At 63.2% G+C, this 19,790-nt stretch carries 22 protein-coding genes; 18 read left to right on the top strand and 4 right to left on the bottom strand.

All coding sequences use genetic code 11. The annotated features are described in order from the left end of the window. Nucleotides 1-40 precede the first annotated feature (40 nt). Together RUH64_RS02345 and RUH64_RS02340 are read right to left on the bottom strand one after the other, a co-directional pair. Complete coding sequence (locus RUH64_RS02345) at nt 41-1,420, bottom strand: aspartate aminotransferase family protein (protein WP_313811000.1); 1,380 nt, start codon at nt 1,418-1,420, stop codon at nt 41-43. After that, entirely contained in the window at nt 1,417-1,884 is a 468-nt protein-coding gene (locus tag RUH64_RS02340) for an Lrp/AsnC family transcriptional regulator (protein ID WP_313810998.1), read from the bottom strand. Before RUH64_RS02340 ends, RUH64_RS02345 begins: the two co-directional genes overlap by 4 nt. 209 nt (nt 1,885-2,093) lie before the next feature. Between RUH64_RS02340 and RUH64_RS02335 the strand changes: the two genes are divergently transcribed. The 8 genes from RUH64_RS02335 to rpsN all read left to right on the top strand — a co-directional run bounded on the left by RUH64_RS02335 (nt 2,094) and on the right by rpsN (nt 7,994). Then, the gene (locus RUH64_RS02335) at nt 2,094-3,326 is read left to right on the top strand and encodes an extracellular solute-binding protein (protein ID WP_313810997.1); all 1,233 of its coding nucleotides are present in this window, start codon (nt 2,094-2,096) and stop codon (nt 3,324-3,326) included. Between the two features lie 19 nt (nt 3,327-3,345). Continuing rightward, on the top strand, nt 3,346-4,485 hold the full coding sequence (locus RUH64_RS02330; protein ID WP_313810996.1) for an ABC transporter ATP-binding protein: 1,140 nt from the start codon (nt 3,346-3,348) through the stop codon (nt 4,483-4,485). A gap of 8 nt (nt 4,486-4,493) precedes the next feature. Next, nucleotides 4,494-5,408, top strand: a complete 915-nt coding sequence (locus RUH64_RS02325) for an ABC transporter permease (RefSeq protein ID WP_396275977.1) — start codon at nt 4,494-4,496, stop codon at nt 5,406-5,408. Further along, nucleotides 5,409-6,203, top strand: coding sequence for an ABC transporter permease (locus tag RUH64_RS02320; RefSeq protein ID WP_313810994.1), 795 nt, complete (start codon nt 5,409-5,411; stop codon nt 6,201-6,203). 247 nt (nt 6,204-6,450) lie between these two features. Beyond that, nucleotides 6,451-6,930 carry a MarR family transcriptional regulator gene (locus RUH64_RS02315; protein WP_313810992.1) on the top strand — a complete coding sequence of 160 codons (480 nt, stop codon included), beginning with the start codon at nt 6,451-6,453 and terminating at the stop codon, nt 6,928-6,930. Nucleotides 6,931-7,275: 345 nt separating this feature from the next. Continuing rightward, nucleotides 7,276-7,512: a 50S ribosomal protein L28 gene (gene rpmB / locus RUH64_RS02310; protein WP_313810991.1), complete on the top strand. Its 237-nt coding sequence runs from the start codon at nt 7,276-7,278 to the stop codon at nt 7,510-7,512. Nucleotides 7,513-7,514: 2 nt separating this feature from the next. Continuing rightward, on the top strand, nt 7,515-7,685 hold the full coding sequence (rpmG, locus tag RUH64_RS02305) for a 50S ribosomal protein L33 (RefSeq protein ID WP_022874359.1): 171 nt from the start codon (nt 7,515-7,517) through the stop codon (nt 7,683-7,685). A 3-nt stretch (nt 7,686-7,688) separates the two neighbouring features. Continuing rightward, entirely contained in the window at nt 7,689-7,994 is a 306-nt protein-coding gene (rpsN, locus tag RUH64_RS02300) for a 30S ribosomal protein S14 (protein WP_141362063.1), read from the top strand. A 61-nt stretch (nt 7,995-8,055) separates the two neighbouring features. Here the strand turns inward: rpsN and RUH64_RS02295 are convergent, their stop codons facing one another. Continuing rightward, entirely contained in the window at nt 8,056-8,643 is a 588-nt protein-coding gene (locus RUH64_RS02295) for a DUF1992 domain-containing protein (RefSeq protein WP_313810982.1), read from the bottom strand. Then, entirely contained in the window at nt 8,640-9,152 is a 513-nt protein-coding gene (locus RUH64_RS02290; RefSeq protein WP_313810980.1) for a GNAT family N-acetyltransferase, read from the bottom strand. The genes RUH64_RS02295 and RUH64_RS02290 overlap by 4 nt, the downstream gene beginning before the upstream one ends. A gap of 62 nt (nt 9,153-9,214) precedes the next feature. Here RUH64_RS02290 and RUH64_RS02285 point away from each other — a divergent pair, with 62 nt between their 5' ends. The 10 genes from RUH64_RS02285 (at nt 9,215) to RUH64_RS02240 (ending at nt 19,291) form a co-directional block, all read left to right on the top strand. Beyond that, nucleotides 9,215-10,201: an SDR family NAD(P)-dependent oxidoreductase gene (locus RUH64_RS02285; protein WP_313811412.1), complete on the top strand. Its 987-nt coding sequence runs from the start codon at nt 9,215-9,217 to the stop codon at nt 10,199-10,201. Nucleotides 10,202-10,377: 176 nt separating this feature from the next. After that, entirely contained in the window at nt 10,378-10,662 is a 285-nt protein-coding gene (locus tag RUH64_RS02280) for an HU family DNA-binding protein (RefSeq protein ID WP_141362091.1), read from the top strand. A gap of 228 nt (nt 10,663-10,890) precedes the next feature. Next, nucleotides 10,891-11,175 carry an HU family DNA-binding protein gene (locus RUH64_RS02275; RefSeq protein WP_141362091.1) on the top strand — a complete coding sequence of 95 codons (285 nt, stop codon included), beginning with the start codon at nt 10,891-10,893 and terminating at the stop codon, nt 11,173-11,175. Nucleotides 11,176-11,308: 133 nt separating this feature from the next. Continuing rightward, a complete protein-coding gene (locus RUH64_RS02270; protein ID WP_313810979.1) occupies nt 11,309-11,917 on the top strand; it encodes a hypothetical protein in 609 nt (202 codons plus the stop codon). A 45-nt stretch (nt 11,918-11,962) separates the two neighbouring features. Then, entirely contained in the window at nt 11,963-12,559 is a 597-nt protein-coding gene (locus tag RUH64_RS02265) for a copper resistance protein CopC (protein ID WP_313810977.1), read from the top strand. An 86-nt stretch (nt 12,560-12,645) separates the two neighbouring features. After that, nucleotides 12,646-13,179, top strand: coding sequence for a copper chaperone PCu(A)C (locus RUH64_RS02260; RefSeq protein ID WP_313810976.1), 534 nt, complete (start codon nt 12,646-12,648; stop codon nt 13,177-13,179). Continuing rightward, on the top strand, nt 13,172-14,326 hold the full coding sequence (locus tag RUH64_RS02255; protein ID WP_313810975.1) for a Dyp-type peroxidase: 1,155 nt from the start codon (nt 13,172-13,174) through the stop codon (nt 14,324-14,326). The genes RUH64_RS02260 and RUH64_RS02255 overlap by 8 nt, the downstream gene beginning before the upstream one ends. Before the next feature lie 93 nt (nt 14,327-14,419). Beyond that, complete coding sequence (locus RUH64_RS02250) at nt 14,420-16,498, top strand: cytochrome c oxidase assembly protein (RefSeq protein ID WP_313810974.1); 2,079 nt, start codon at nt 14,420-14,422, stop codon at nt 16,496-16,498. Beyond that, nucleotides 16,491-17,228: a hypothetical protein gene (locus RUH64_RS02245; protein ID WP_313810973.1), complete on the top strand. Its 738-nt coding sequence runs from the start codon at nt 16,491-16,493 to the stop codon at nt 17,226-17,228. Before RUH64_RS02250 ends, RUH64_RS02245 begins: the two co-directional genes overlap by 8 nt. Nucleotides 17,229-17,383: 155 nt before the next feature. After that, nucleotides 17,384-19,291, top strand: coding sequence for an NHL domain-containing thioredoxin family protein (locus RUH64_RS02240; protein WP_313810971.1), 1,908 nt, complete (start codon nt 17,384-17,386; stop codon nt 19,289-19,291). The last annotated feature ends 499 nt before the right edge of the window (nt 19,292-19,790 follow it).

Below are 19,790 nucleotides of genomic sequence, written 5' to 3'. Positions count from 1 at the left end.
AAAGCACCAATCGGCGCGGGTAACACCCGCGCCGATTGACTTAGATCTTGTTGGCGGCCTCGCTCAGCACGCCGCGCAGGATCGATTCGATCTGATCGAACTCGCCCTGCCCGATGGTGATCGGCGGGGCGAGCTGGATGACCGGGTCGCCGCGGTCATCCGCCCTGCAGTACAGCCCCGCCTCCCACAGCGCGGGGGTGAGGTAGTCGCGCAGCAGCCGCTCCGATTCCTCGTCGTTGAAGGTTTCCTTGGTGGTCTTGTCCTTCACCAGCTCGATGCCGTAGAAGTAGCCGGCCCCGCGCACATCGCCGACGATGTCCAGGTCCTTGAGCTTCTCCAGCGTGGACTTGAAGGCATCGGCGTTGCGGTGCACGTTGCCGTTCAGGTCCTCGCGCTCGAAGATGTCAAGGTTTGCCATCGCCACCGCGGCGGCCACCGGATGTCCGCCGAAGGTGTAGCCGTGGTAGAAGGTGGTATCTCCCTTGGTGAACGGCTCGAAGAGCTTCTCGGAGGCGATCATCACGCCCAGCGGCACGTAGCCGCTGGTCAGTGCCTTGGCTGAGGTGATGATGTCGGGGGTATAGCCGAAGTCGTTGCAGGCGAACATGTCACCGATGCGGCCGAAGGCGCAGATGGTCTCGTCGGAGACCAGCAGCACGTCGTATTCGTCGCAGATCTCGCGCACGCGCTCGAAGTAGCCAGGGGGAGGTGGGAAGCAGCCGCCGGAATTCTGCACCGGCTCCAGGAAGACCGCGGCCACCGACTCGGCGCCCTCGAACTCGATGGCCTCGCGGATGCGTTCGGCGGCCCACAGGCCGAAGTCCTTCTCATTGTCAGCGAACATCTCCGGTGCACGGTAGAAGTTGGTGTTCGGCACGCGGAAGGTGCCGGGCACCAGGGGCTCGAAGGGAGTCTTCATCCCGGGCAGCGAGGTGATGGCCAGCGCGCCCTGTGGGGTGCCGTGGTAGGCCAGCGCGCGGGAAATGACCTTGGTCTTGCCCGGCTGGCCCTTGAGCTTGAAGTACTGCTTGGCGAGCTTGAACGCCGATTCCACCGCTTCGCCGCCGCCGGTGGTGAAGAAGACGCGGTTCAGGTCTCCCGGGGCGTAGCCTGCGAGGCGTTCGGCAAGGTCGATGGCCGGTTCGTGGGCGTAGGACCACAACGGCATGAAGGCGAGCTTTTCGGCCTGCTTGGCCATGACCTCTGCCAGTTCCGCGCGCCCGTGGCCGGCGTTGACGACAAAGAGGCCCGCCAGTCCGTCGATGTAGCCGCGGCCCGCGTCGTCGTAGATCATGTGGCCTTCACCCCGGGAGATGATCGGCACCTTGCCGCCGTTGATCAGGCCTGAATGCCGCGCCATGTGCATCCACAGGTGGTCGCGTGCTGCTTGCTGTCGGTCGGTGCCGCGTGGAGTATTCATCGTGTTCCCCAGTTGTATTCCTGTTTTTTCAACGATAGATAGGTGAAGGTTGTGGTGCTTTGCACCCCTTCGATGCCGCGAATTGCGCTGATCACCCGAAGGAGGTCTTCGTCGCTGATGCAGATCACCTCGGCCAGGATGTCTGCCTGGCCCGCGGTGACCACGCAGTAGTCGACCTCCGGTAGTTGTGCGACGCGGTCCGCGGTGGAGCTGATGTCGCTGTTGGCGACGATGCCGATCATGGCCTGCCGGGTGAATCCCAATTCCATTGGATTGGTCACCGCAACGATCTGCATCACCTGTGCGTCGCACAGCTTCTGCACCCGTTGTCGGGTCGCAGCTTCACTGAGCCCCACCGCCTTGCCGATCGCCGCATAGGAGCGGCGGCCGTCTTCCTGGAGCTGCTCGATGATCTCCTTCGAGACCTCATCGATGGCCTGTGACTGCGGAGCTGACAGGGTCATGTTCAACCTCCCTCGTGAACGTAGCTAAGACACTACAGCCACTAAATCAGTTGCGAAAGGGGTATCGAAGAAAGTTTTCCAGCGTTACTGCAAAGTATTTGCGAGGAATCTTTTGTCTAGACCTTGTCATGGAGAAGTTGGGCTGAAATGATATACCGCATTGATGTGTCAGCCGTCACACAGAAGGCGGCCTGGATAAGGATGTACCCATGTCGAACTCGCGAAAAATGCCACAAGATCCAACCCTTCGTGCCCTGGTGCAGGCCATGAACTCACGCAGCTTCTCCCGCCGCGGCGTGCTGGGGGCCGCCGGCGCGCTGGGGCTCACCGGCCTGCTGGCCGCCTGCGGCACCGGAGGCGGGTCGCAGTCGGCCGCCACCTCCGCCGCCCCGGCGGTCACCGATCTGTCCGAGAGCCAGAAGACCGTGAACTGGGCCAACTGGACGCTCTACCTCGACTACGACGACAAGACCAAGAAGTACCCGACGCTGGAAGAGTTCACCAAGAGCAGCGGCATCAAGGCGAACTACTCCGAGGACATCGACGGCAACGACTCCTACTACGGCAAGGTCCAGGCGCAACTGAAGGCGGGCCAGGACATCGGCCAGGACATCTTCACGCTGACCGACTGGATGGCAGGGCGCATGATCCGCCAGGGCTATACCCAGGCCCTGGACCTAGCGAACATCCCGAATTCAAAGAACCTGCTGCCGGCGCTGCAGAACGTCGACTTCGACCCGGGGCGCGAGCATTCGCTGACCTGGCAGTCGGGCTATGCGGGCATCGCCTGGAACAAGTCGAAGCTGCCCAAGGGGCTGAAGTCCGTCGCCGACCTGTGGCAGCCCGAACTCAAGGGGCGCATCACGGTGCTCGACGAAATGCGCGACACCATGGGCCTGCTCATGCTGCAAAACGGCGTGGACATCGCCGGGGCGTGGGGCGAGACCGAATTCTCCGCCGCGGCCGATGTGCTGCGCACCAACATCGACAACGGCCAGATCCGCCAGGTGAAGGGCAACTCCTATAAGGAGGACTTCATCTCGGGCGACGCCATCGCCGGCATCGTGTGGTCCGGCGACATCGTGCAGATGAACTTCGAGAACGACGACCAGTGGGAATTCATCCTGCCCGAGGCGGGCGGCACCCTGTGGAGCGACAACATGATGGTTCCGGTCGCCGCCACGCACAAGGCGAACGCCGAGAAGCTGATGGACTTCTACTACCAGCCTCAGATCGCCGCCCAGGTCGCCGCCTATGTGAACTACATCTGCCCGGTGGTCGGGGCCAAGGAGGAGATGGAGAAGATCGACCCGTCGCTGGTGGACAACCCGCTGATCTTCCCCACCGATCAGGACCTGGCGCGGGCCAAGGTCTTCCGCGCGCTGGATGCCGACGAAGAAACCACCTACAGCGCCGAGTTCCAAAGCGCCATCGGCGCCTAGCGGGAAAGGGACGGGGATAATGAGCATCAACCTTGAACAATCACCGGCGCCAAGCACCACCCGCGGCGCGGACCTGCAGCTGGCATCGGTCACCAAACGCTTCGCGGACTTCGTCGCCGTCAAGGACCTGGACCTGCTGGTTCCCTCGGGCAGCTTCTTTGCGCTGCTGGGACCCTCGGGCTGCGGCAAGTCCACCACCCTGCGGATGATCGCCGGCCTGGATGCGCCCAGCGAGGGCAGCATTTCCATCGGCGGCCAGGACGTCACCGCGCTGCCCACCCACCGCCGCCCGGTCAACACCGTCTTCCAGTCCTATGCGTTGTTCCCGCACATGAGCGTGCTGGAGAATGTGGCCTTTGGGCTGAAGCGCAAGAAGGACAAGGACGCGCTGGCCAAGGCGAAGGCAGGGCTTGAGATGGTGCAGCTCTCGCACCTTGCCAACCGCAAGCCGGCCCAGCTCTCCGGCGGCCAGCAGCAGCGCGTGGCACTGGCCCGCGCGCTGGTCAACCGCCCGCAGGTGCTGCTGCTCGACGAGCCGCTGGGCGCGCTGGATATGAAGCTGCGCCGCCAGATGCAGTACGAGTTGAAGACCATCCAGACCGAGGTGGGCCTGACCTTCATCCACGTGACCCACGACCAGGAAGAGGCCATGACCATGGCCGACACCGTCGCGGTGATGAACGAGGGGCGCATCGAGCAGATGGGCGCCCCAAGGGATCTGTACGAGCTGCCGCGCACAGCCTTCGTCGCCAACTTCCTGGGCAAGTCGAACCTGATGCGCGGCGCGGTGATCGGCACCAGCGCCGGCATGCTGGAGGTGGACGTGGCGGGGCATCGGGTGCTGCTGCCCGCGGCCCGTGCGGTGCAGACAAGCGGCCAGGTGGTGGTGGGCGTGCGCCCGGAGAAGATCTCGATCAGCCGGACCAGCGCGCAGGCGTCGCACAATGAACTCTCCGGCGTGGTGATCGACGTGTCATTCACCGGCAGCACCACCGAGTACCTGGTGGAGGTCCCGTCGGTGGGCACCATCGGCACCTTCTCGCAGAACCGCGGGCAGGATCCGGCGGCCGTTGGGCAGACCGTGTACCTTCGCTGGGATGCCGAGTACTCCTTTGGGCTGGCAGGCGATGAACGCATCGACGCGGGGGTCGAGCAATGAGCCAGACGATGACCCGCAAGGGCCTGAGCGACCTGCGCAGCAAGGAGGAGATCAAGGCCGAGAAGCGCAAGGGCCGCACCGGGATCTACCTGGTGGCCCCGGGCCTGCTGGTGCTGCTGCTGTTCTTCGCGGCCCCCGTGGTGGTGCTGCTGGCGATGAGCCTGTTCGTCAAGCCGCCGGGCGCTGAGATCGGCGTGTTCGTTCCCGGCCTTGAATTCAGCAACTATTCAACGGTGCTGGCCGCCTACTGGCCCGAGCTGCTGCGTTCCTTCGGGTTCGCGCTGATCGCCACGATCCTGGCGCTGCTCATCGGCTTCCCGATGGCCTACCTGGTGGCGGTGCGGCTGCGCGAGAAGCCGCTGCTGCAGGGGATCCTGCTGGTGCTGCTGATCGCACCATTCTTTTCAAGCTTCATCCTGCGCACCCAGGCCTGGAAGCAGATCCTGGCCGACGAGGGGCTGATCGCCCAGTCGCTGAAGTTCCTTTCAATCCTGCCCGCCGACGGGCACCTAACCGCCACACCCATCGCGGTGGTCGCGGGCCTGACCTACAACTTCCTGCCGTTCATGGTGCTGCCGATCTACGCGAACCTAGGAAGGCTAGACACCAGGCTGCTGGAGGCATCATCGGACCTCTACGCCAGCCCGAGCACCTCCTTCTTCAAGATCACCCTGCCGATGACGGCGCCCGGTGTGTTCGCCGGCGTGCTGCTCACCTTCATCCCCGCCGCCGGCGACTACGTCAATGCCGCGCTGCTGGGCAACAACCGCAACACCACGATGATCGGCCAGGTCATCGACTCGCGGTTCTTCCGGATCATCGACTACCCCGGGGCGGCGGCGCTCAGCTTCATCCTGATGCTGTCGATCCTGATCCTGGTGACCGTCTATATCCGCCGCTTTGGCACGAAGGAGCTGATGTAAATGAAGCTGGGACGCTGGTTTGTTCCCGTGGTCGGCGGGTTCGCCTTCATCTACCTGCTGGTGCCGATCATCTACATCTTCGTCTTCTCCTTTAACGACGCGGGCCGCACGAACCTTGAATGGCGCGGCTTCACCCTGCAGAACTGGCTGAACCCCTGCGGGGCCCCGGCCGTGTGCGAATCGCTGGTGAACTCGTTGAAGATCGGTGTGGTGTCGACGCTGTTCGCCACGGCCCTGGGCACCCTCATCGCCCTGGGGTTGGTGCGCTACAGCTTCCGTTTCCGCAAGATGACTGACGTGCTGATCATCCTGCCGCTGGCCACCCCAGAGGTGGTGCTCGGCGCATCGCTGCTCGCACAGTTCCTCAACCTCGGATGGGACCTGGGCTACTGGACGATCGTGATCGCCCATACGGTGTTCTGCATGTCATTTGTGATCGTCACCGTCAGGGCGAGGGTATCCTCGCTGGATCCGCGGCTTGAGGAAGCCGCCGCCGATCTCTATGCCTCGCCGAAGGCTGCCTTCTGGAAGATCACCTTCCCGCTGCTGCTGCCAGGCATCGTCGCGGCCGCGCTGCTCAGCTTTGCGATGAGTTTCGACGACTTCATCATTACGAACTTCAACTCGGGCAACTACCAAACCTTCCCGAAGTTCATCTACGTGGCCGCGACCCGCGGCATTCCGGCCCAAGCCAACGTCATCGGTTCGGCGATGTTCATCATCGCGCTGCTGATCGTCGTGATCGGGCAGGTGACTGCCTACCGGAGAAAGAAGCGGATGGAGCTTGCATCCTAGGTCCACCATCCCACGCGGATCCGCGGCGCAGCGACGCGGCGCGGAATAATGTCCCCAATCGAAAAAGTGATGATACATTGCATAACATAATGCATGCGGGGGACTGAATACTTCAGTATTTTCGCACCGCGGCCGCTGTTGGCCGCGGCGCGAATCTGCCGCAGGCGGCAACTTTGGGGGATTGCGAACTTAACACTGAACATTCAGTGCCGGTCAGCTGGCGCGTGGAGCATTGATGGGACATTTCATGAGCGAGAAGCCTGTATGGCTTTCAGAATCCGAACGTCAAGCCTGGCTGGGCCTCAACGCGGTGTTGACGCTGCTGCCTGCCGCGTTGGATTCGGACTTGCAAACCTTGGAAGGTATCACCCTCTTCGACTACCACATGCTGGCGATGCTCTCCGAAGCTCAGGAACGGCAGCTGTCGATGACCCAGCTCGCCTCGCTGACCAGCGCCTCGCTGTCGAGGCTGTCGCATGTGGTGAAGAAGCTGGAGACCCGCGGCTGGGTGGTGCGCGAGCAGTCCCCGGAAGATGCGCGTGTGAAAATCGCTACATTAACTGATGCTGGAATGGCGGCGGTAGTGAAAATGGCCCCGCATCATGTGGCATCGGTGCGCGGCCTGCTCTTCGATCCGCTGGATGACAAGGATGTTTCAGACCTTGCGCGGATTACCCGGAAGATCACCGCCGGCCTGGACCAGGACAATTGGATTCTGGACTGCTAGTTTCCAGATTTGGAACACAGCCAAATTCTCGATAAGCTTATCTGGCGTTAATCGCGCATGCCCTGAAGCCTTTTCGAGGATGTCTGGGCGTGTGTGAATAGCCCGTAATACCGAATATCGCGGCCAACTGAGTACGGGGAAAATGCTCGACCGGTTGCGAAGTTCACCGTCTTACATACTTTAAGGCTCTTCGGTTGGTTCTCACCCAGCCTGGTTTCTTCCTTGTGTGCAGTAATAACGGTGTTTCACTGGTCGGCGGGACTCATAACGCAGATGTGGTGCCGATATTCGGTGTCACGCGCGAGTACCGCCGCATATTTACTACTAACTAACTAAGGAGTGATCATGGCAGCTGTTTGCCAGGTAACCGGTACTACTCCGGCCTTCGGACATAGCATCTCCCACTCGCACCGCCGCAACAAGCGTCGTTTCGATCCGAACATCCAGAAGAAGACCTACTACGTGCCATCGCTGCGTCGTAAGGTAACCCTGACCCTGTCGGTCAAGGGCATCAAGATCATCGATGCCCGCGGTATCGACGCTGTTGTTGCAGACCTGATTGCGAAGGGTGTGAAGCTCTAAAAATGGCAAAGAAGGATAAGGACGTACGTCCGATCATCAAGCTGAAGTCCACTGCTGGCACCGGTTTCACCTACGTGACCCGCAAGAACCGTCGTAACGACCCAGACCGCATGGTTCTGAAGAAGTACGATCCAGTAGTCCGCAAGCACGTAGAATTCCGAGAGGAGCGCTAAGACATGGCCAAGAAGTCCAAGATCGCAAAGAACGAACAGCGCAAGGTCATCGTCGAGCGTTACGCTGAAAAGCGCCTCGAACTGAAGAAGACCCTGATTGATCCAAACGCAACCGACGAGGCTCGCGAAGCAGCCCGCGTCGGCCTGCAGAAGCTGCCACGCAACGCTTCTCCAGTACGCGTTCGCAACCGCGACTCGATCGATGGTCGCCCACGCGGCACCTTCCAGAAGTTCGGTATCTCCCGTGTTCGCTTCCGCGACATGGCACACCGTGGTGAGCTTCCGGGCATCACCAAGTCTTCCTGGTAAGACCTGCAAGTCTTTAGACTTAAGCGAAAGCCGCCTTCCTTGTGAAGGCGGCTTTCGCCGTTTAACGCCGCCACCAGCGCTTCTTTTTCTGTTCGGGTTCCGGCGGTGCCGAGGGCTGCGCGCGGCGGCGCTCCTGCCAGGCCAGCACCTCGGCGGTGGCATCGCGCAGGGCGGTGATCACCGGAGGCCCGCCCAGCAGCTGGCGGCGCGCCTCGACGATCCGCTGGTTGAAATCTTCAATATGCTCACGCACGGCCCGCTGCGTGGGCAGCGCATCCAGCGTTTGGGCCATATGCTCGTCTTCCACACGCAGCGTGAGCGCCGGGGGACCGAGGCCCGAAATTTTCTCCCGGTGCATCATCGACTTCAGCCACCAGTCGGGATCCGTGCTGCCGGTGATGTGGTCAATGTTCTTGCCGGCCAGCGCGAGATTGTCGAACTCACCGCGGGCAAACGCCTCGTCCAGCGCCGAGTTGGCCACCTCCCAGGCCTCGTCCTCCGCATGGATCTGCAGCGGCGTGCGAGGCTTCTGCACCGGGGCCATGCCGGTAGCCTCGGCATATTCGTCCACGGGCAGCGGCGGCTGCGACTCGGTCAGCTTTTCAAGCTTGTAACGAGCCGCATTCAGGGCAGCTTCGTCCTTGTTCATACATTCATCGTTTCACCGCTCTTGCTCGTGGGCAAGGCCTTGGTGAACGCCAGATCGCGTAGCTTGGAAGTGTCGCCAGAAGGGTCAAAGAGCGGCTGGTAACCTCGCGCCAGATACAGCGCCAGGGCCTCCGGCTGGTAGGGACCGGTGCTGAGGTAAATGCTGTTGTAACCCTGTGCACTGGCTTCATCCTCCAGCACTGTCAGCGTTGCGGTGGCCAAACCACGGCGACGGAAATCCTGATGAGTCCAGATGCGTTTGATCTCAGCGGTGTGTTCGTCGTAACGGCGGTAGGCGCCGCCGGCGATAGTCTGGCCTTCCCATTGAAGGATTACGAATATCCCATGTGGCGGCTGGAATTCGTGGGCCGGGAAACTTGCCATCTCACGCACTCCACCGTCGCCATACCGTTCGGTGTAGTCGATGGTCAGAGCTTCTAACAGCGGAGCGAGGCGTGGATCTGAGACAGGGACCACCAAGTGGCTAACGGCGTCGAGGGAAAACTGCATGTTCCTATTCTAGGAGCCACATGACAGGTCAGCCCCAAGGTTGCTGTAGTAGCGTGGACGCCATGAATGTGCGCTATGGCTCGCTGGAGCAATTGGGATTTGGGCAGCCGGAATTGGATATTCATGCCAATGCCAGTCGCTGGAATGGATTGGGGGCGGGCAAGACTGCCGTGATCACCGGGGCCAATGCGGGGCTAGGGTTCTTCACTTCCCTGGGGCTCGCCGCCGCCGGCGCCCACGTGGTGCTCGCCTGTCGCAACCAGGCGCGCGCTCAGAAGGCCATGGAGCAGATTCTTGCCCGGGTTCCCTCGGCCAGCCTGGAGTTCATGCAGTTCGACGCGGACTCCACCATCTCAGCCATGGCCTTGGCTGCCGAACTGCGCACACGCACCATCGACGTGCTCGTTGCCAACGCCGGGATGATCCACACCCCTGCGGAACGTCAACCGGGGCTGTTCGGCTACGAGGCGGTGATGAGCACCAACGTGATCGGCCACGCGCGGCTCATCGGCGAGCTGGTGGAGCAGTTCAGGTCGCATCCGCTGCGGCTGATCGGCCTGGGGTCGATGTCCACGCTGATGCTGCGCGCAGACCCGCAGAACCTGAAGCTGGAGCACGGCTACAACCCCTACCGTGCCTACGCGCAGTCAAAGGCGGCGCTGCAGGCACTGACCATCGCGCTGGATCACCGATTGCGCCAGCTGTCCTGGCCGTCGCGGTCGATTGCGGTGCATCCAGGTTATTCGGTCTCCGGGTTGAGCCCGAACATCGAGGGCATCAACGAACCCGACTTCGCCAAGCGGCTGGGCGGCCGCCTGCAGGCCGGTTTCGCGCAGGGCAAACACCAAGGGGCCGTGGCCATCGTCGAGGCGGCGTTGAACCCGGGAATCCAGGGGTGCGCTCCCGGAGCCTACCTCGGCCCGCAGTACACCTCCAAGGGCCGAATTACGCTGGCCAGCCCGGCAAAAGTCACCCGCGGCAAGGCCCTGCAGGATGAGGTATTCAAGCTCTTCACGGCGGCGAACGAAGGTCTTGATCCCTTCGCCTGAAGCGGGGTTCCGTGAACTTTCACACGGCATCTAGCCGGAGAAAAAGCCTAAAAAGCCCGGAATGATGCACTTTATGTCGGCCAAAGCTGGTATGTTCGTCACTGATAAGTCCGCGCGACCGTGCGGCGTTCGAGGTCTGTTCCGGGCCTTGGATCACTAGTCCAGGAGGACATACATTGGCTATGAACCGTAGCGAACTTGTTGCTGCTGTTGCAGCGAAGACCGAAAACTCCCAGGTTGCCGTCAACGGTGTGCTGGATGCCCTTTTCGACGTTTTCGTTGAGAACATCTCGCAGGGCGAGAAGGTTTCGATCCCAGGCTGGCTGGCAGTGGAGCGCACCGATCGTGCTGCTCGTACCGGCCGCAACCCACAGACCGGTGAGGCTATCCAGATTCCTGCTGGTCACTCGGTGAAGCTGACCGCTGGTTCGAAGCTGAAGGCTGCTGTCGCCAAGAAGTAAGCTTGCCAGCCCGCCGTCCCATACCGGGGCGGCGGGCTGTTTTAACCCCAAAATCACTACCTTTTGGCGCAAAAAATTGAGAATAGTTGAAAAATTCCCGGAGATTCCGCTGTTTTTGAGCGAATCGCGCCTCAAGGTTTGGTATGTTCGTCACTGATAAGTCCGCGCGACCGTGCGGCGTTCGAGGTCTGTTCCGGGCCTTGGATCACTAGTCCAGGAGGACATACATTGGCTATGAACCGTAGCGAACTTGTTGCTGCTGTTGCAGCGAAGACCGAAAACTCCCAGGTTGCCGTCAACGGTGTGCTGGATGCCCTTTTCGACGTTTTCGTTGAGAACATCTCGCAGGGCGAGAAGGTTTCGATCCCAGGCTGGCTGGCAGTGGAGCGCACCGATCGTGCTGCTCGTACCGGCCGCAACCCACAGACCGGTGAGGCTATCCAGATTCCTGCTGGTCACTCGGTGAAGCTGACCGCTGGTTCGAAGCTGAAGGCTGCTGTCGCCAAGAAGTAAGCTTGCTTGAACACCGGGCCCGATCTCTTGAGAGATCGGGCCCGTTGTTTTGAGCGATTCTTCTACTTCGCGTAGAATCGGGCGTGGCCGTGCACGAGCACGGACGCCATCCATCGTCGAACGGTAAATCCACGTGCAGAAGAACCCAGCGATCCGCGTCATCCGCGGTTGGCTTGCGGCCTGCGTGTGCACCTGGACCGCCTTTGCAGCACACGCGCATATGGCGCCGACGACGATGTCTCTTGCTGTGATGGTACTGATCACCTGCGTGTCGGCGGTCATTGCGATGGCAATGCTGGGACGCAGATTCTCGCTGTGGGCCACCAGCGCTGTGGTGCTGATCAGCCAGGGGCTGTACCACCTGTCCATGTCGGTCATGGGCCACGGGCATTCCGGGGCGCTGAGCTCCATGGAGCACGCGGGGCACAACCCTCCGGTGGACCTGTCGGGGCAGATCAGCTCCCAGTACGCGAACGTGCAAAGCGAGTCGATGCTCTGGGCGCACGTGCTGGCCGCCGTGGTCAGCGTTGCCGTGCTCTACGGGGCCGAGCGGCTGCTGGGCCTGTTGCGTTCGATCATCACGGTGGGCGCGGCCCGCGCCATCCTGCTGTTCATCCGTGTTCCCGCTCCGGCGGTGCGCGAGCTTCCCGGATACTTCCCGCTGCGTTTTCAACTCAAGCTGGCGCAGCTGGAACGCCTCCCGGTGCTCCGCGGCCCGCCGTCCTTCGTTCTTTCGGCCTAAACACTCAAAGAACGACGCCGAGACCGGCGTAGAAAAGGAAACACCATGAAGATCCGCACCATGACCCAGCGCATGATCGCAGGAGCAAGCATCGCACTCTTGGCAAGCTTCTCAGCCGTGGCGGCCAACGCCCACGACGTGCTCACCGGCTCGAACCCGGAGAACGGCGCAACGGTCAAAACCGCTCCCAAGGAGCTGACCATGACCTTCTCCGCCGAGCTGCAGAAGCTGCCCGGGGCCGACTCCACCGTTGCAGCGCTGAGCGTTGACGGGCAGAAGCTCGACACCACCGCCACCACCAAGGGCAACACCGTCACCGTGGTACCAGAAGACAAGCTGGCCAACGGCGACTACACCCTTGCGGTGCGCGTGATCTCTTCGGACGGCCACCCGGTGGAAGAATCCATTGCCTTCACCGTGGACGCACCCAAGGCCAGCGCCTCTGCCTCGCCAAGCGCCTCGCCGTCGCCGACCGCCAGCGCGTCGGCCAGCGACGCCCCTGCCGCCGAAACCCCTGCGAACCAGCCGGTGCAGGAGATGGGCTCCGGCGTGAGCCCGATGCTCTGGATCATCATCGGCGTGGTAGTTGCCGGCGGCCTGGTGGCCGTGCTGGTGAACTTCGCCCGCAACAACAAGAAGTAGATTCCCCTTTCCCGCCGGTGCCCTGGGTGCATCCGTGCACCCAAAAACTGGCATCGGCACATGCCACGTGAAAGCTTGAGTAACCAATGAAATCCACGAAAACCACCGCTGCGCTGCTGGGACTAGGACTACTGCTCACCGGCTGCTCCGCCGCACAGGCGCCAGCCGCTCAGGAAAAGAACCAAGAGCAGAACCAGGCACAGGCGCTGCAGGCCAGCGACACCTGGGCCAAAGCCGCCAAGGACGGCATGAGCGCGGGCTTCGGCACGCTGCACAATGCTGGAACCCAAACCATCGAGATCACCGGTGTGAGCGACGCGGCCGGCAACGAGATCCAGCTGCATGAAACCACCGGCACCGGGGCGGACGCCACCATGAAGCAGATGGAAGGTGCGCTGAAGATCGAGCCCGGTCAGGACGCAACCCTTGAACCCGGGGGATCGCACCTGATGTTCATGGACTTGAAGCAGCCCCTGACTACGGCCCAGAGCACGAGCCTGACCTTCACCTTCTCCGACGGCTCCACCGCCGACGTGGACTTTGAGATCCGCAACTTCACCGGAGCCAACGAGAACTACGAGCACGGCATGGACCACTCGAAGATGAAGCACGATGGCTAGCTCACCCAGCAGGCGCAGCGTCATCGGCGGTTCGGCCATGGCGGCCCTGGGCGGAATGCTTGCAGGCTTCGGCGCGGCGCCCGCCGCCGCAGGGGAGGAGCCAGGCGGAGACCAGGACGGTGGCCGGGAGTTCTACGGCCGCTACCAGGGCGGCATTCTCGATGCCGCACAGGTGCATGCTGCCTTCGTCGGCTGGGACCTGCGCTTTGCCAAGGGCAACAAGAAGGAACAGCTGCGGGCGCTGCTGCGGATGCTCACCGACGACGCGCAGCGGCTGGTTTCCGGCCGCGGCGTGCTGGCGGACACCGAAGCTGAAATGGCGGCTGATCCTGCGCAGCTGACGCTGACCGTCGGGTTGGGCCAGCGCCTGCTCGATCAGGTCGGCGTCGCACCGGACGCGGTGGGGCAGATGCCGAAGTTCGCCGGGGACAAGGTTGAAAAGCGGTACGGGCAGAGTGATCTACTGGTGCAGTTCTGCAGTCAGGACCCCACGGTGCTGGCCCATGCTGTGCGCGCGGTGAGCAAGAACCTGCGCGGGCTGACCGAGCGGGTGTTTATCCAGCGCGGCTTCATCCAGCCCCAGGCGCAGCACTTCAGAAACCTGTTCGGGCAGCTCGACGGGATCAACAACCCCGTTCAGGACACCAGGGAGCTGGCGGTTTTCGGCACGCAGGAGAACCCCAGCTGGATCCGCAACGGCACGACGCTGGCGCTGCGCCGCTTCGAAATGAACCTAGAAACCTGGGATGAGCTGGCCACCTCCGGGCGGGACTTCGCGCTGGGCCGACGCCAGAAGGACGGTTCGCCGCTGTCCGGAAGCAGCGTGGAAGACCCCGTGGACCTGGACGCGGTCAACGAGCTGGGGCTGCCGAAGATCGGCGCCAACGCGCACGTCGCCCTGGCGAGACCTGCCAGCGGCGATGAGGTGATCCACCGGCGTGGATACAACTTCATCGACGGCGAGGTCTCGGGTCTGCTCTTTGCCAGCTACCAGCGCGATGCCCGCACCAGTTTCATCCCGGTGCAGCAGCGGCTTGCCGCGGCCGACGCGTTGAACCAGTGGCTCACCCCCACCGGTTCGGCGCTCTACGCGGTGCTGCCGGGGATCGAACAGGGCATGTATCTGGGCCAGCAGCTGCTGGACTAAGAGGTTCGGCGGTGTGAGATGCACCGCCGAACCCACCCTAAAACGCACACCGGTGTCCAAGGCCGGGCAGCCGAATGAGAAGATGGAAGGGCTATGGCCAGTCAAAGAGCATCGCGCGAGCTAGCGCCCCCAGTCACCCGTTTCATCCTGCCCGGAATCCTCACCATGGTGCTGGTATTCCTGGCGGCGGTCATGTTCACCGGAATCACCGCGCCGACCCTGTTGGCAGATCCCGGGGCGTTCGTGCGCTGGGCGCTGCCGATCTCGCGGGCCATCCACCACACGGCGATGTCGATGACCATCGGTGCGCTGCTCTTCGCGGCCTTCATCCTGCCGCGCGCCTCCAAGGTCCTGCGCCACGAGGCCGGTTCGAGGGAGCAGGAGGTCCCTGACCACCCGTCCTTCACCCGGGCGATGAACATCGCCGCCGGGGCCGGCGTGGTGTGGACCCTTGCCGCCGCCACCGTGCTGCTGCTGACCTTCTGGGATCTTGCAGGCACGCCGATCAACCTGAAGCCCGAGTATTCGGTGGCGATCCTGGACTACATCATCGGGATCACCACCGGACGCGCCTGGGCCTGGATGGTGGTGATCGCTGCGATCACCGCCTCGCTGGCGCTGGCGGTGCGCTCCAAGACCGCCGTGGGCATGACGGCGCTGTTCTCCTTCTTCGGTATCGTCCCGCTGGCATTTATCGGCCATGCCTCGGGCGGCGACGACCACTTCGCCGCGGTGAACTCCATCGCCCTGCACCTGCTCTCGGTGGTGATCTGGCTCGGCGGCATCATGGTGCTGGCGCTGCTGGCCCCGACCCTCGGCGTCGAAGCGCCCGGGCGCGAGCGTGGACGCGTGCTGGCAGGCGTGGTGCTCAAGCGCTTCTCCGCGCTGGCCACCGTCGCGGTGTTCATGATGATCGGCTCCGGCATCGCCTCGGCGGTGATCCGTGTGACCGAATGGGGGCAGCTGCTCACCCCCTACGGCGCGCTGCTGGTCGCCAAGCTGGTGCTGACCCTGGCCCTTGGGCTGCTGGGCCTTGCCCACCGCCGCTGGGTCATCCCGAAGCTGCTGAACGGCGAATTCTCCGCGCTGAAGGCCGCCTGGCGGATCGTGCTGGGCGAAGTGATGCTGATGGCGGCGGTGATGTCGCTGGCCACCGTGCTGGCCCGCACCGCCCCGCCGACCTCAGACGAGGCCCCCGCCACCACGACCCCCGCCCGCCTGCTCACCGGCTACGACCTGCCGCCGGCTCCTACCTCCTCCAGCTGGTTCACCGTGTGGCGGATGGACTGGATCTGGGTGGCGGTGTGCCTGATCGGCCTCGGGTTCTACCTCTGGGCCTTCATCAAGCTGCGCCGCCGCGGGGACAAGCCCAGCGTGCTGCGCCTTGCCAGCTGGATCACCGGCCTGGTGGCGCTGTTCTACGTGACCAGCGGCGCGGTGGCGGTCTACGGCAAGGTGCAGTTCTCCACGCACATGGTCGACCACATGTCGCTGACCATGATCGTGCCGATCTTCCTGGTGCTCGGCACCCCGATCACCCTGGCGCTGCAGGTGCTGCCATCGCGCACCGACGGCACCCGCGGCCCGCGCGAATGGATCCTCTACCTGGTGCATTCGCGCTACTCGAAGATCATCACGCACCCGATCTTCGCCGCGGTGAACTTCGCCGGCTCGATCGTGATCTTCTACTTCACCCCGATCCTCGAACCGGCGATGATCTACCACGCGGGCCATGAGCTGATGAACCTACACTTCCTGCTCACCGGCTACCTGTTTGCGCTCTCGCTGATCGACGCCGACCCGATCCCCAAGCGCTACCCATACCCGATCCGCCTGGTGGTGCTGCTGGCCACCGTGGCATTCCACGCCTTCTTCGGCGTGGCGCTGATGAGCACCACCGTGCTGCTGGCCCCGGACTACTTCGGCAACATGGGCCGCACCTGGGGCGGGTCTGCCATCGAGGACCAGGAGCTGGGCGCCGGCATCATGTGGGCCATCGGCGAGGTGCCGACCCTGGTGCTGGCCATCGCCGTGGCGGTCTCCTGGCTGCGCCAGGACAAGAAGGACACCAAGCGCTACGACCGCCAGGCCGACCGCGACGGGGATGCGGAGCTGGCCGCCTACAACGAAATGTTCGCCCGCTACAAGAAAATGGACGACCCACGTGCCTAAGAAAATTGCTGCCCTCGCCCTGGTCTCGGTGCTGGCGCTGGCCTCCTGCTCAGCTGCCTCAAATGAGATGCCTCAGGATTCCACCCACCAGAAGGCCGCCAGCGCAGAACCCAGCGCACCGGCCGAGACCGAGCCGATGAGCACCGAGGAGGTGGCCACCACCGCCGGGGCGGTGATGGCGGCCAAGCTCGGCTTCCCCAACTCGGCCAAGATCACCGGCGATGATTTGAAGTCGCTGGCCAAGAAGCCCGAGGACACGCTCAAGGACATCGTGGTGCTGCCCGATACCTGCGCCGCCCCGGTTCAGGATCTGAACTGGTCGCCAGTGCAGCTTGGCACCGACAGCGCCCGCACCGACTTCACTAATGAAGCGCAGAACATCACCGGCTCCATCGAGGTGGCGAAGCTAGAGGACGATGCGGACCGGGATGCGGTGGGTGCCCACAACAAGAACGTCGCCGCGATCCTGGATGGTTGCAAGAGCGTGAAGATCAACGGCCTTGACTACTCCGAGGACCTGAAGTTCTCCGATCCCAAGGTGGACGGCGTGGAGTCTGCGCTGTACTACACGCGCAACGGCCAATACCCGCAGGATTCGCTGGTGCTCATCGCCTCCACGGACGACCATGCGGCGATGGTCTCCTTCGTCTCCGCCGAGCCGATCAACGACGCCAAGTTCAACGAGGTTGCCACCAGCATCCTGGACGCCGCGCTGACCCAGGTGAAGTAGCGCGGAATAGGCGCGCCGTGCCGCTGGTTGCACCCTAGGTGAGCAGGATCTCGGCCCGCTGGGCTCAACCTTGCTTAACACCGTTGCGCTCACGGCCGGGCCGTGGCGGATAATTGAACCTAAGCCACACCCTCGGCAACTGCGAAAGGATGCCCATGAGCGCCACTTCCGATTCCCTGCGAGCCAACTACAAGGTGCGCGCCAGCGAACTGCTGGGCCGCAACTGGCTGAATACCGGCGGTGAACAGCTGGACCTGGAAGCGCTGCGCGGCAAGATCGTCATCCTGGACTTCTGGACCTTCTGCTGCATCAACTGCCTGCACGTGCTGGACGAACTGCGCCCGCTCGAAGCGCAGTACTCCGACGTGCTGGTCACCGTGGGAGTGCATTCGCCGAAGTTCGAACACGAGGCTGACCCGGAGGCGCTGGCCGCCGCGGTGGAACGCTACGAAATCCACCACCCGGTGCTCGACGACCCGGAGCTGGTGACCTGGCAGGCCTACGGCGCCCGCGCCTGGCCGACCCTGGTGGTGCTGGATCCACAGGGCTACATCGTCGCCCACCTTTCGGGTGAGGGCCACGCCCAGGGCCTGGGCTCGCTGATCGAAGAATTGATCGCAGAGCATGAAGCCAAGGGCACCCTGCACCGCGGCGACGGACCCTACGTCGCCCCCGAGGCGCGCGAAGGCGACCTGCGCTTCCCTGGCAAGGCCATCGCACTGTCCAACGGCAACTTCCTGATCGGCGATTCGGGCCACCACCGCCTGGTGGAGGTCTCCGCCGACCTGAGCCTGCTGCGCACCATCGGCGCAGGGGTCAAGGGCTACGCCGACGGCGATGCCGACACCGCACAGTTCAACGAGCTGCAGGGCCTGACCGCGCTGCCCGAAGAACTGGCCGCCGCCGTGGGCTACGACGTGATCGTCGCCGACACCGTGAACCACCGCCTGCGCTCGGTGAACCTGAGCACCGGCCACGTCGGCACCATCGCCGGCAACGGCGTGCAGCGCCTGCTGGATGCCGACACGGCCCGCAGCGCCGACGCCCTCACAGCGCTCGGGTCCGACGCGCTGAACATTTCACTGTCCTCCCCATGGGATGTGCTCTACCACCCTTCGGGCAAGGTCATCATCGCGATGGCAGGCACCCACCAGATCTTCGCCTTCAACCCGGTGACTTCCGAGGTGGAGATCTTCGCGGGCTCCGGGTTGGAAGGGCTGGCCGATGGCAAGCCGGAAGACGCGTGGTTCGCCCAGTCCTCGGGCCTGGCCCTGGACGGGCAGGACGTGTGGGTTGCCGATTCGGAAACCAGCGCCCTGCGCCGCATCGAGATCGCCGAGGGTACCGCGGTGGCGGTGCACACCGCCGTGGGCGAGGGCCTGTTCGATTTCGGGTTCCGCGACGGAGACGCAGCCCAGGCGCGCCTGCAGCACCCGCTGGGCGTTGCCGTCCTGCCCGATGGCTCCATCGCGATCGCCGACTCCTACAACGGGGCGGTGCGCCGCTTCGACCCTTCGAGCAACACCGTCTCCACCTTGGCCAAGGGGCTGAAGGAGCCCGCCGACGTGCTCATCGACTCCACCGTTGAGGGCGATCCGGTGCTGCTGGTCGTGGAGACCAACACCCATCAGCTCATCCGCATCCCAATTCCCGCCGAGGCACTGGTCGTGGACGAGGGCGCCAGCCAGACCCAGCGCCCGAAGACCAAGGTCAAGGCGGGCAGCCACGAGATCGTGGTGCGTTTCGCCGCTCCGAAGGGGCAGAAGCTCGATGACCGCTGGGGCGATCCAACCCAGCTGAAGATCTCCGCCAGCCCGGCCGAACTGATCCTCGAGGGTGACGGCACCTCGACCGGTTTGACCCGCACCCTGAAGCTGAACCCGGAGATCGCCGACGGCGTGCTGCACATTACCGCCCGCGCCGCCGCCTGCGACGGCGAGCCTGGCGGCGAGATCCCCGACCACGCGGCCTGCCACCTGTACCAGCAGGACTGGGGCATCCCGGTGGTGCTCGACGCCGAGGGTGAGGACGAACTGCAGCTTGATCTGCGCGGCGTGAACTAACTGCCGCAACACCAAGGGCGCGTCGGTTTCCGGCGCGCCTTTGGCGTACCCCGGTGCGGGAGATCGAAACACGGTGCCCGACCTAGGGAGCTCTTTGAAATTTCAGATCATGGTCTGCGACATAGATTCAGATGGTCATACTTGTGGATTGTTGCCTGATGCTCCAATAGATAAAATAAAAATATGAATCCGTTAGTGCCCAGCGCATACGAACTGATAGCTTTTTATGTCTTCCCAGTTATTCTGCTGGCCGGGCTCACTTTCTTCGTCTGGAGGTTGGTGAAGGCTGGAAATTCTAAACGTCAAGGCGGCGAGACAAAAGCAAACTGTCTGCCTTCTGACAGCTCGCAAGTTGATTCCTAAATGCCGTAGAAACGATAGACGGGACCGCAGGGCCTCGTCGTTGCGGTCGTGGCTTTTGTTCGTTAGATGCCGGAAAGTTCAACTAGCGTCAAAGCTCATTAACACTCAAGGCGCGTCGGATTTCCGGCGCGCCTTT

Source organism: Glutamicibacter sp., from assembly GCF_032154645.1.
GTDB lineage: Bacteria > Actinomycetota > Actinomycetes > Actinomycetales > Micrococcaceae > Glutamicibacter.
This window is presented reverse-complemented; position numbering and strand designations above follow the sequence as displayed.

Coding starts and splice junctions, on each gene's coding strand:
- RUH64_RS02345 (WP_313811000.1), bottom strand. CDS start 1,420: ATGAATACTCCACGCGGCACCGACCGACAGCAAGCAGCACGCGACCAC.
- RUH64_RS02340 (WP_313810998.1), bottom strand. CDS start 1,884: ATGACCCTGTCAGCTCCGCAGTCACAGGCCATCGATGAGGTCTCGAAG.
- RUH64_RS02335 (WP_313810997.1), top strand. CDS start 2,094: ATGTCGAACTCGCGAAAAATGCCACAAGATCCAACCCTTCGTGCCCTG.
- RUH64_RS02330 (WP_313810996.1), top strand. CDS start 3,346: ATGAGCATCAACCTTGAACAATCACCGGCGCCAAGCACCACCCGCGGC.
- RUH64_RS02325 (WP_396275977.1), top strand. CDS start 4,494: ATGACCCGCAAGGGCCTGAGCGACCTGCGCAGCAAGGAGGAGATCAAG.
- RUH64_RS02320 (WP_313810994.1), top strand. CDS start 5,409: ATGAAGCTGGGACGCTGGTTTGTTCCCGTGGTCGGCGGGTTCGCCTTC.
- RUH64_RS02315 (WP_313810992.1), top strand. CDS start 6,451: ATGAGCGAGAAGCCTGTATGGCTTTCAGAATCCGAACGTCAAGCCTGG.
- rpmB (WP_313810991.1), top strand. CDS start 7,276: ATGGCAGCTGTTTGCCAGGTAACCGGTACTACTCCGGCCTTCGGACAT.
- rpmG (WP_022874359.1), top strand. CDS start 7,515: ATGGCAAAGAAGGATAAGGACGTACGTCCGATCATCAAGCTGAAGTCC.
- rpsN (WP_141362063.1), top strand. CDS start 7,689: ATGGCCAAGAAGTCCAAGATCGCAAAGAACGAACAGCGCAAGGTCATC.
- RUH64_RS02295 (WP_313810982.1), bottom strand. CDS start 8,643: ATGAACAAGGACGAAGCTGCCCTGAATGCGGCTCGTTACAAGCTTGAA.
- RUH64_RS02290 (WP_313810980.1), bottom strand. CDS start 9,152: ATGCAGTTTTCCCTCGACGCCGTTAGCCACTTGGTGGTCCCTGTCTCA.
- RUH64_RS02285 (WP_313811412.1), top strand. CDS start 9,215: ATGAATGTGCGCTATGGCTCGCTGGAGCAATTGGGATTTGGGCAGCCG.
- RUH64_RS02265 (WP_313810977.1), top strand. CDS start 11,963: ATGAAGATCCGCACCATGACCCAGCGCATGATCGCAGGAGCAAGCATC.
- RUH64_RS02260 (WP_313810976.1), top strand. CDS start 12,646: ATGAAATCCACGAAAACCACCGCTGCGCTGCTGGGACTAGGACTACTG.
- RUH64_RS02255 (WP_313810975.1), top strand. CDS start 13,172: ATGGCTAGCTCACCCAGCAGGCGCAGCGTCATCGGCGGTTCGGCCATG.
- RUH64_RS02250 (WP_313810974.1), top strand. CDS start 14,420: ATGGCCAGTCAAAGAGCATCGCGCGAGCTAGCGCCCCCAGTCACCCGT.
- RUH64_RS02240 (WP_313810971.1), top strand. CDS start 17,384: ATGAGCGCCACTTCCGATTCCCTGCGAGCCAACTACAAGGTGCGCGCC.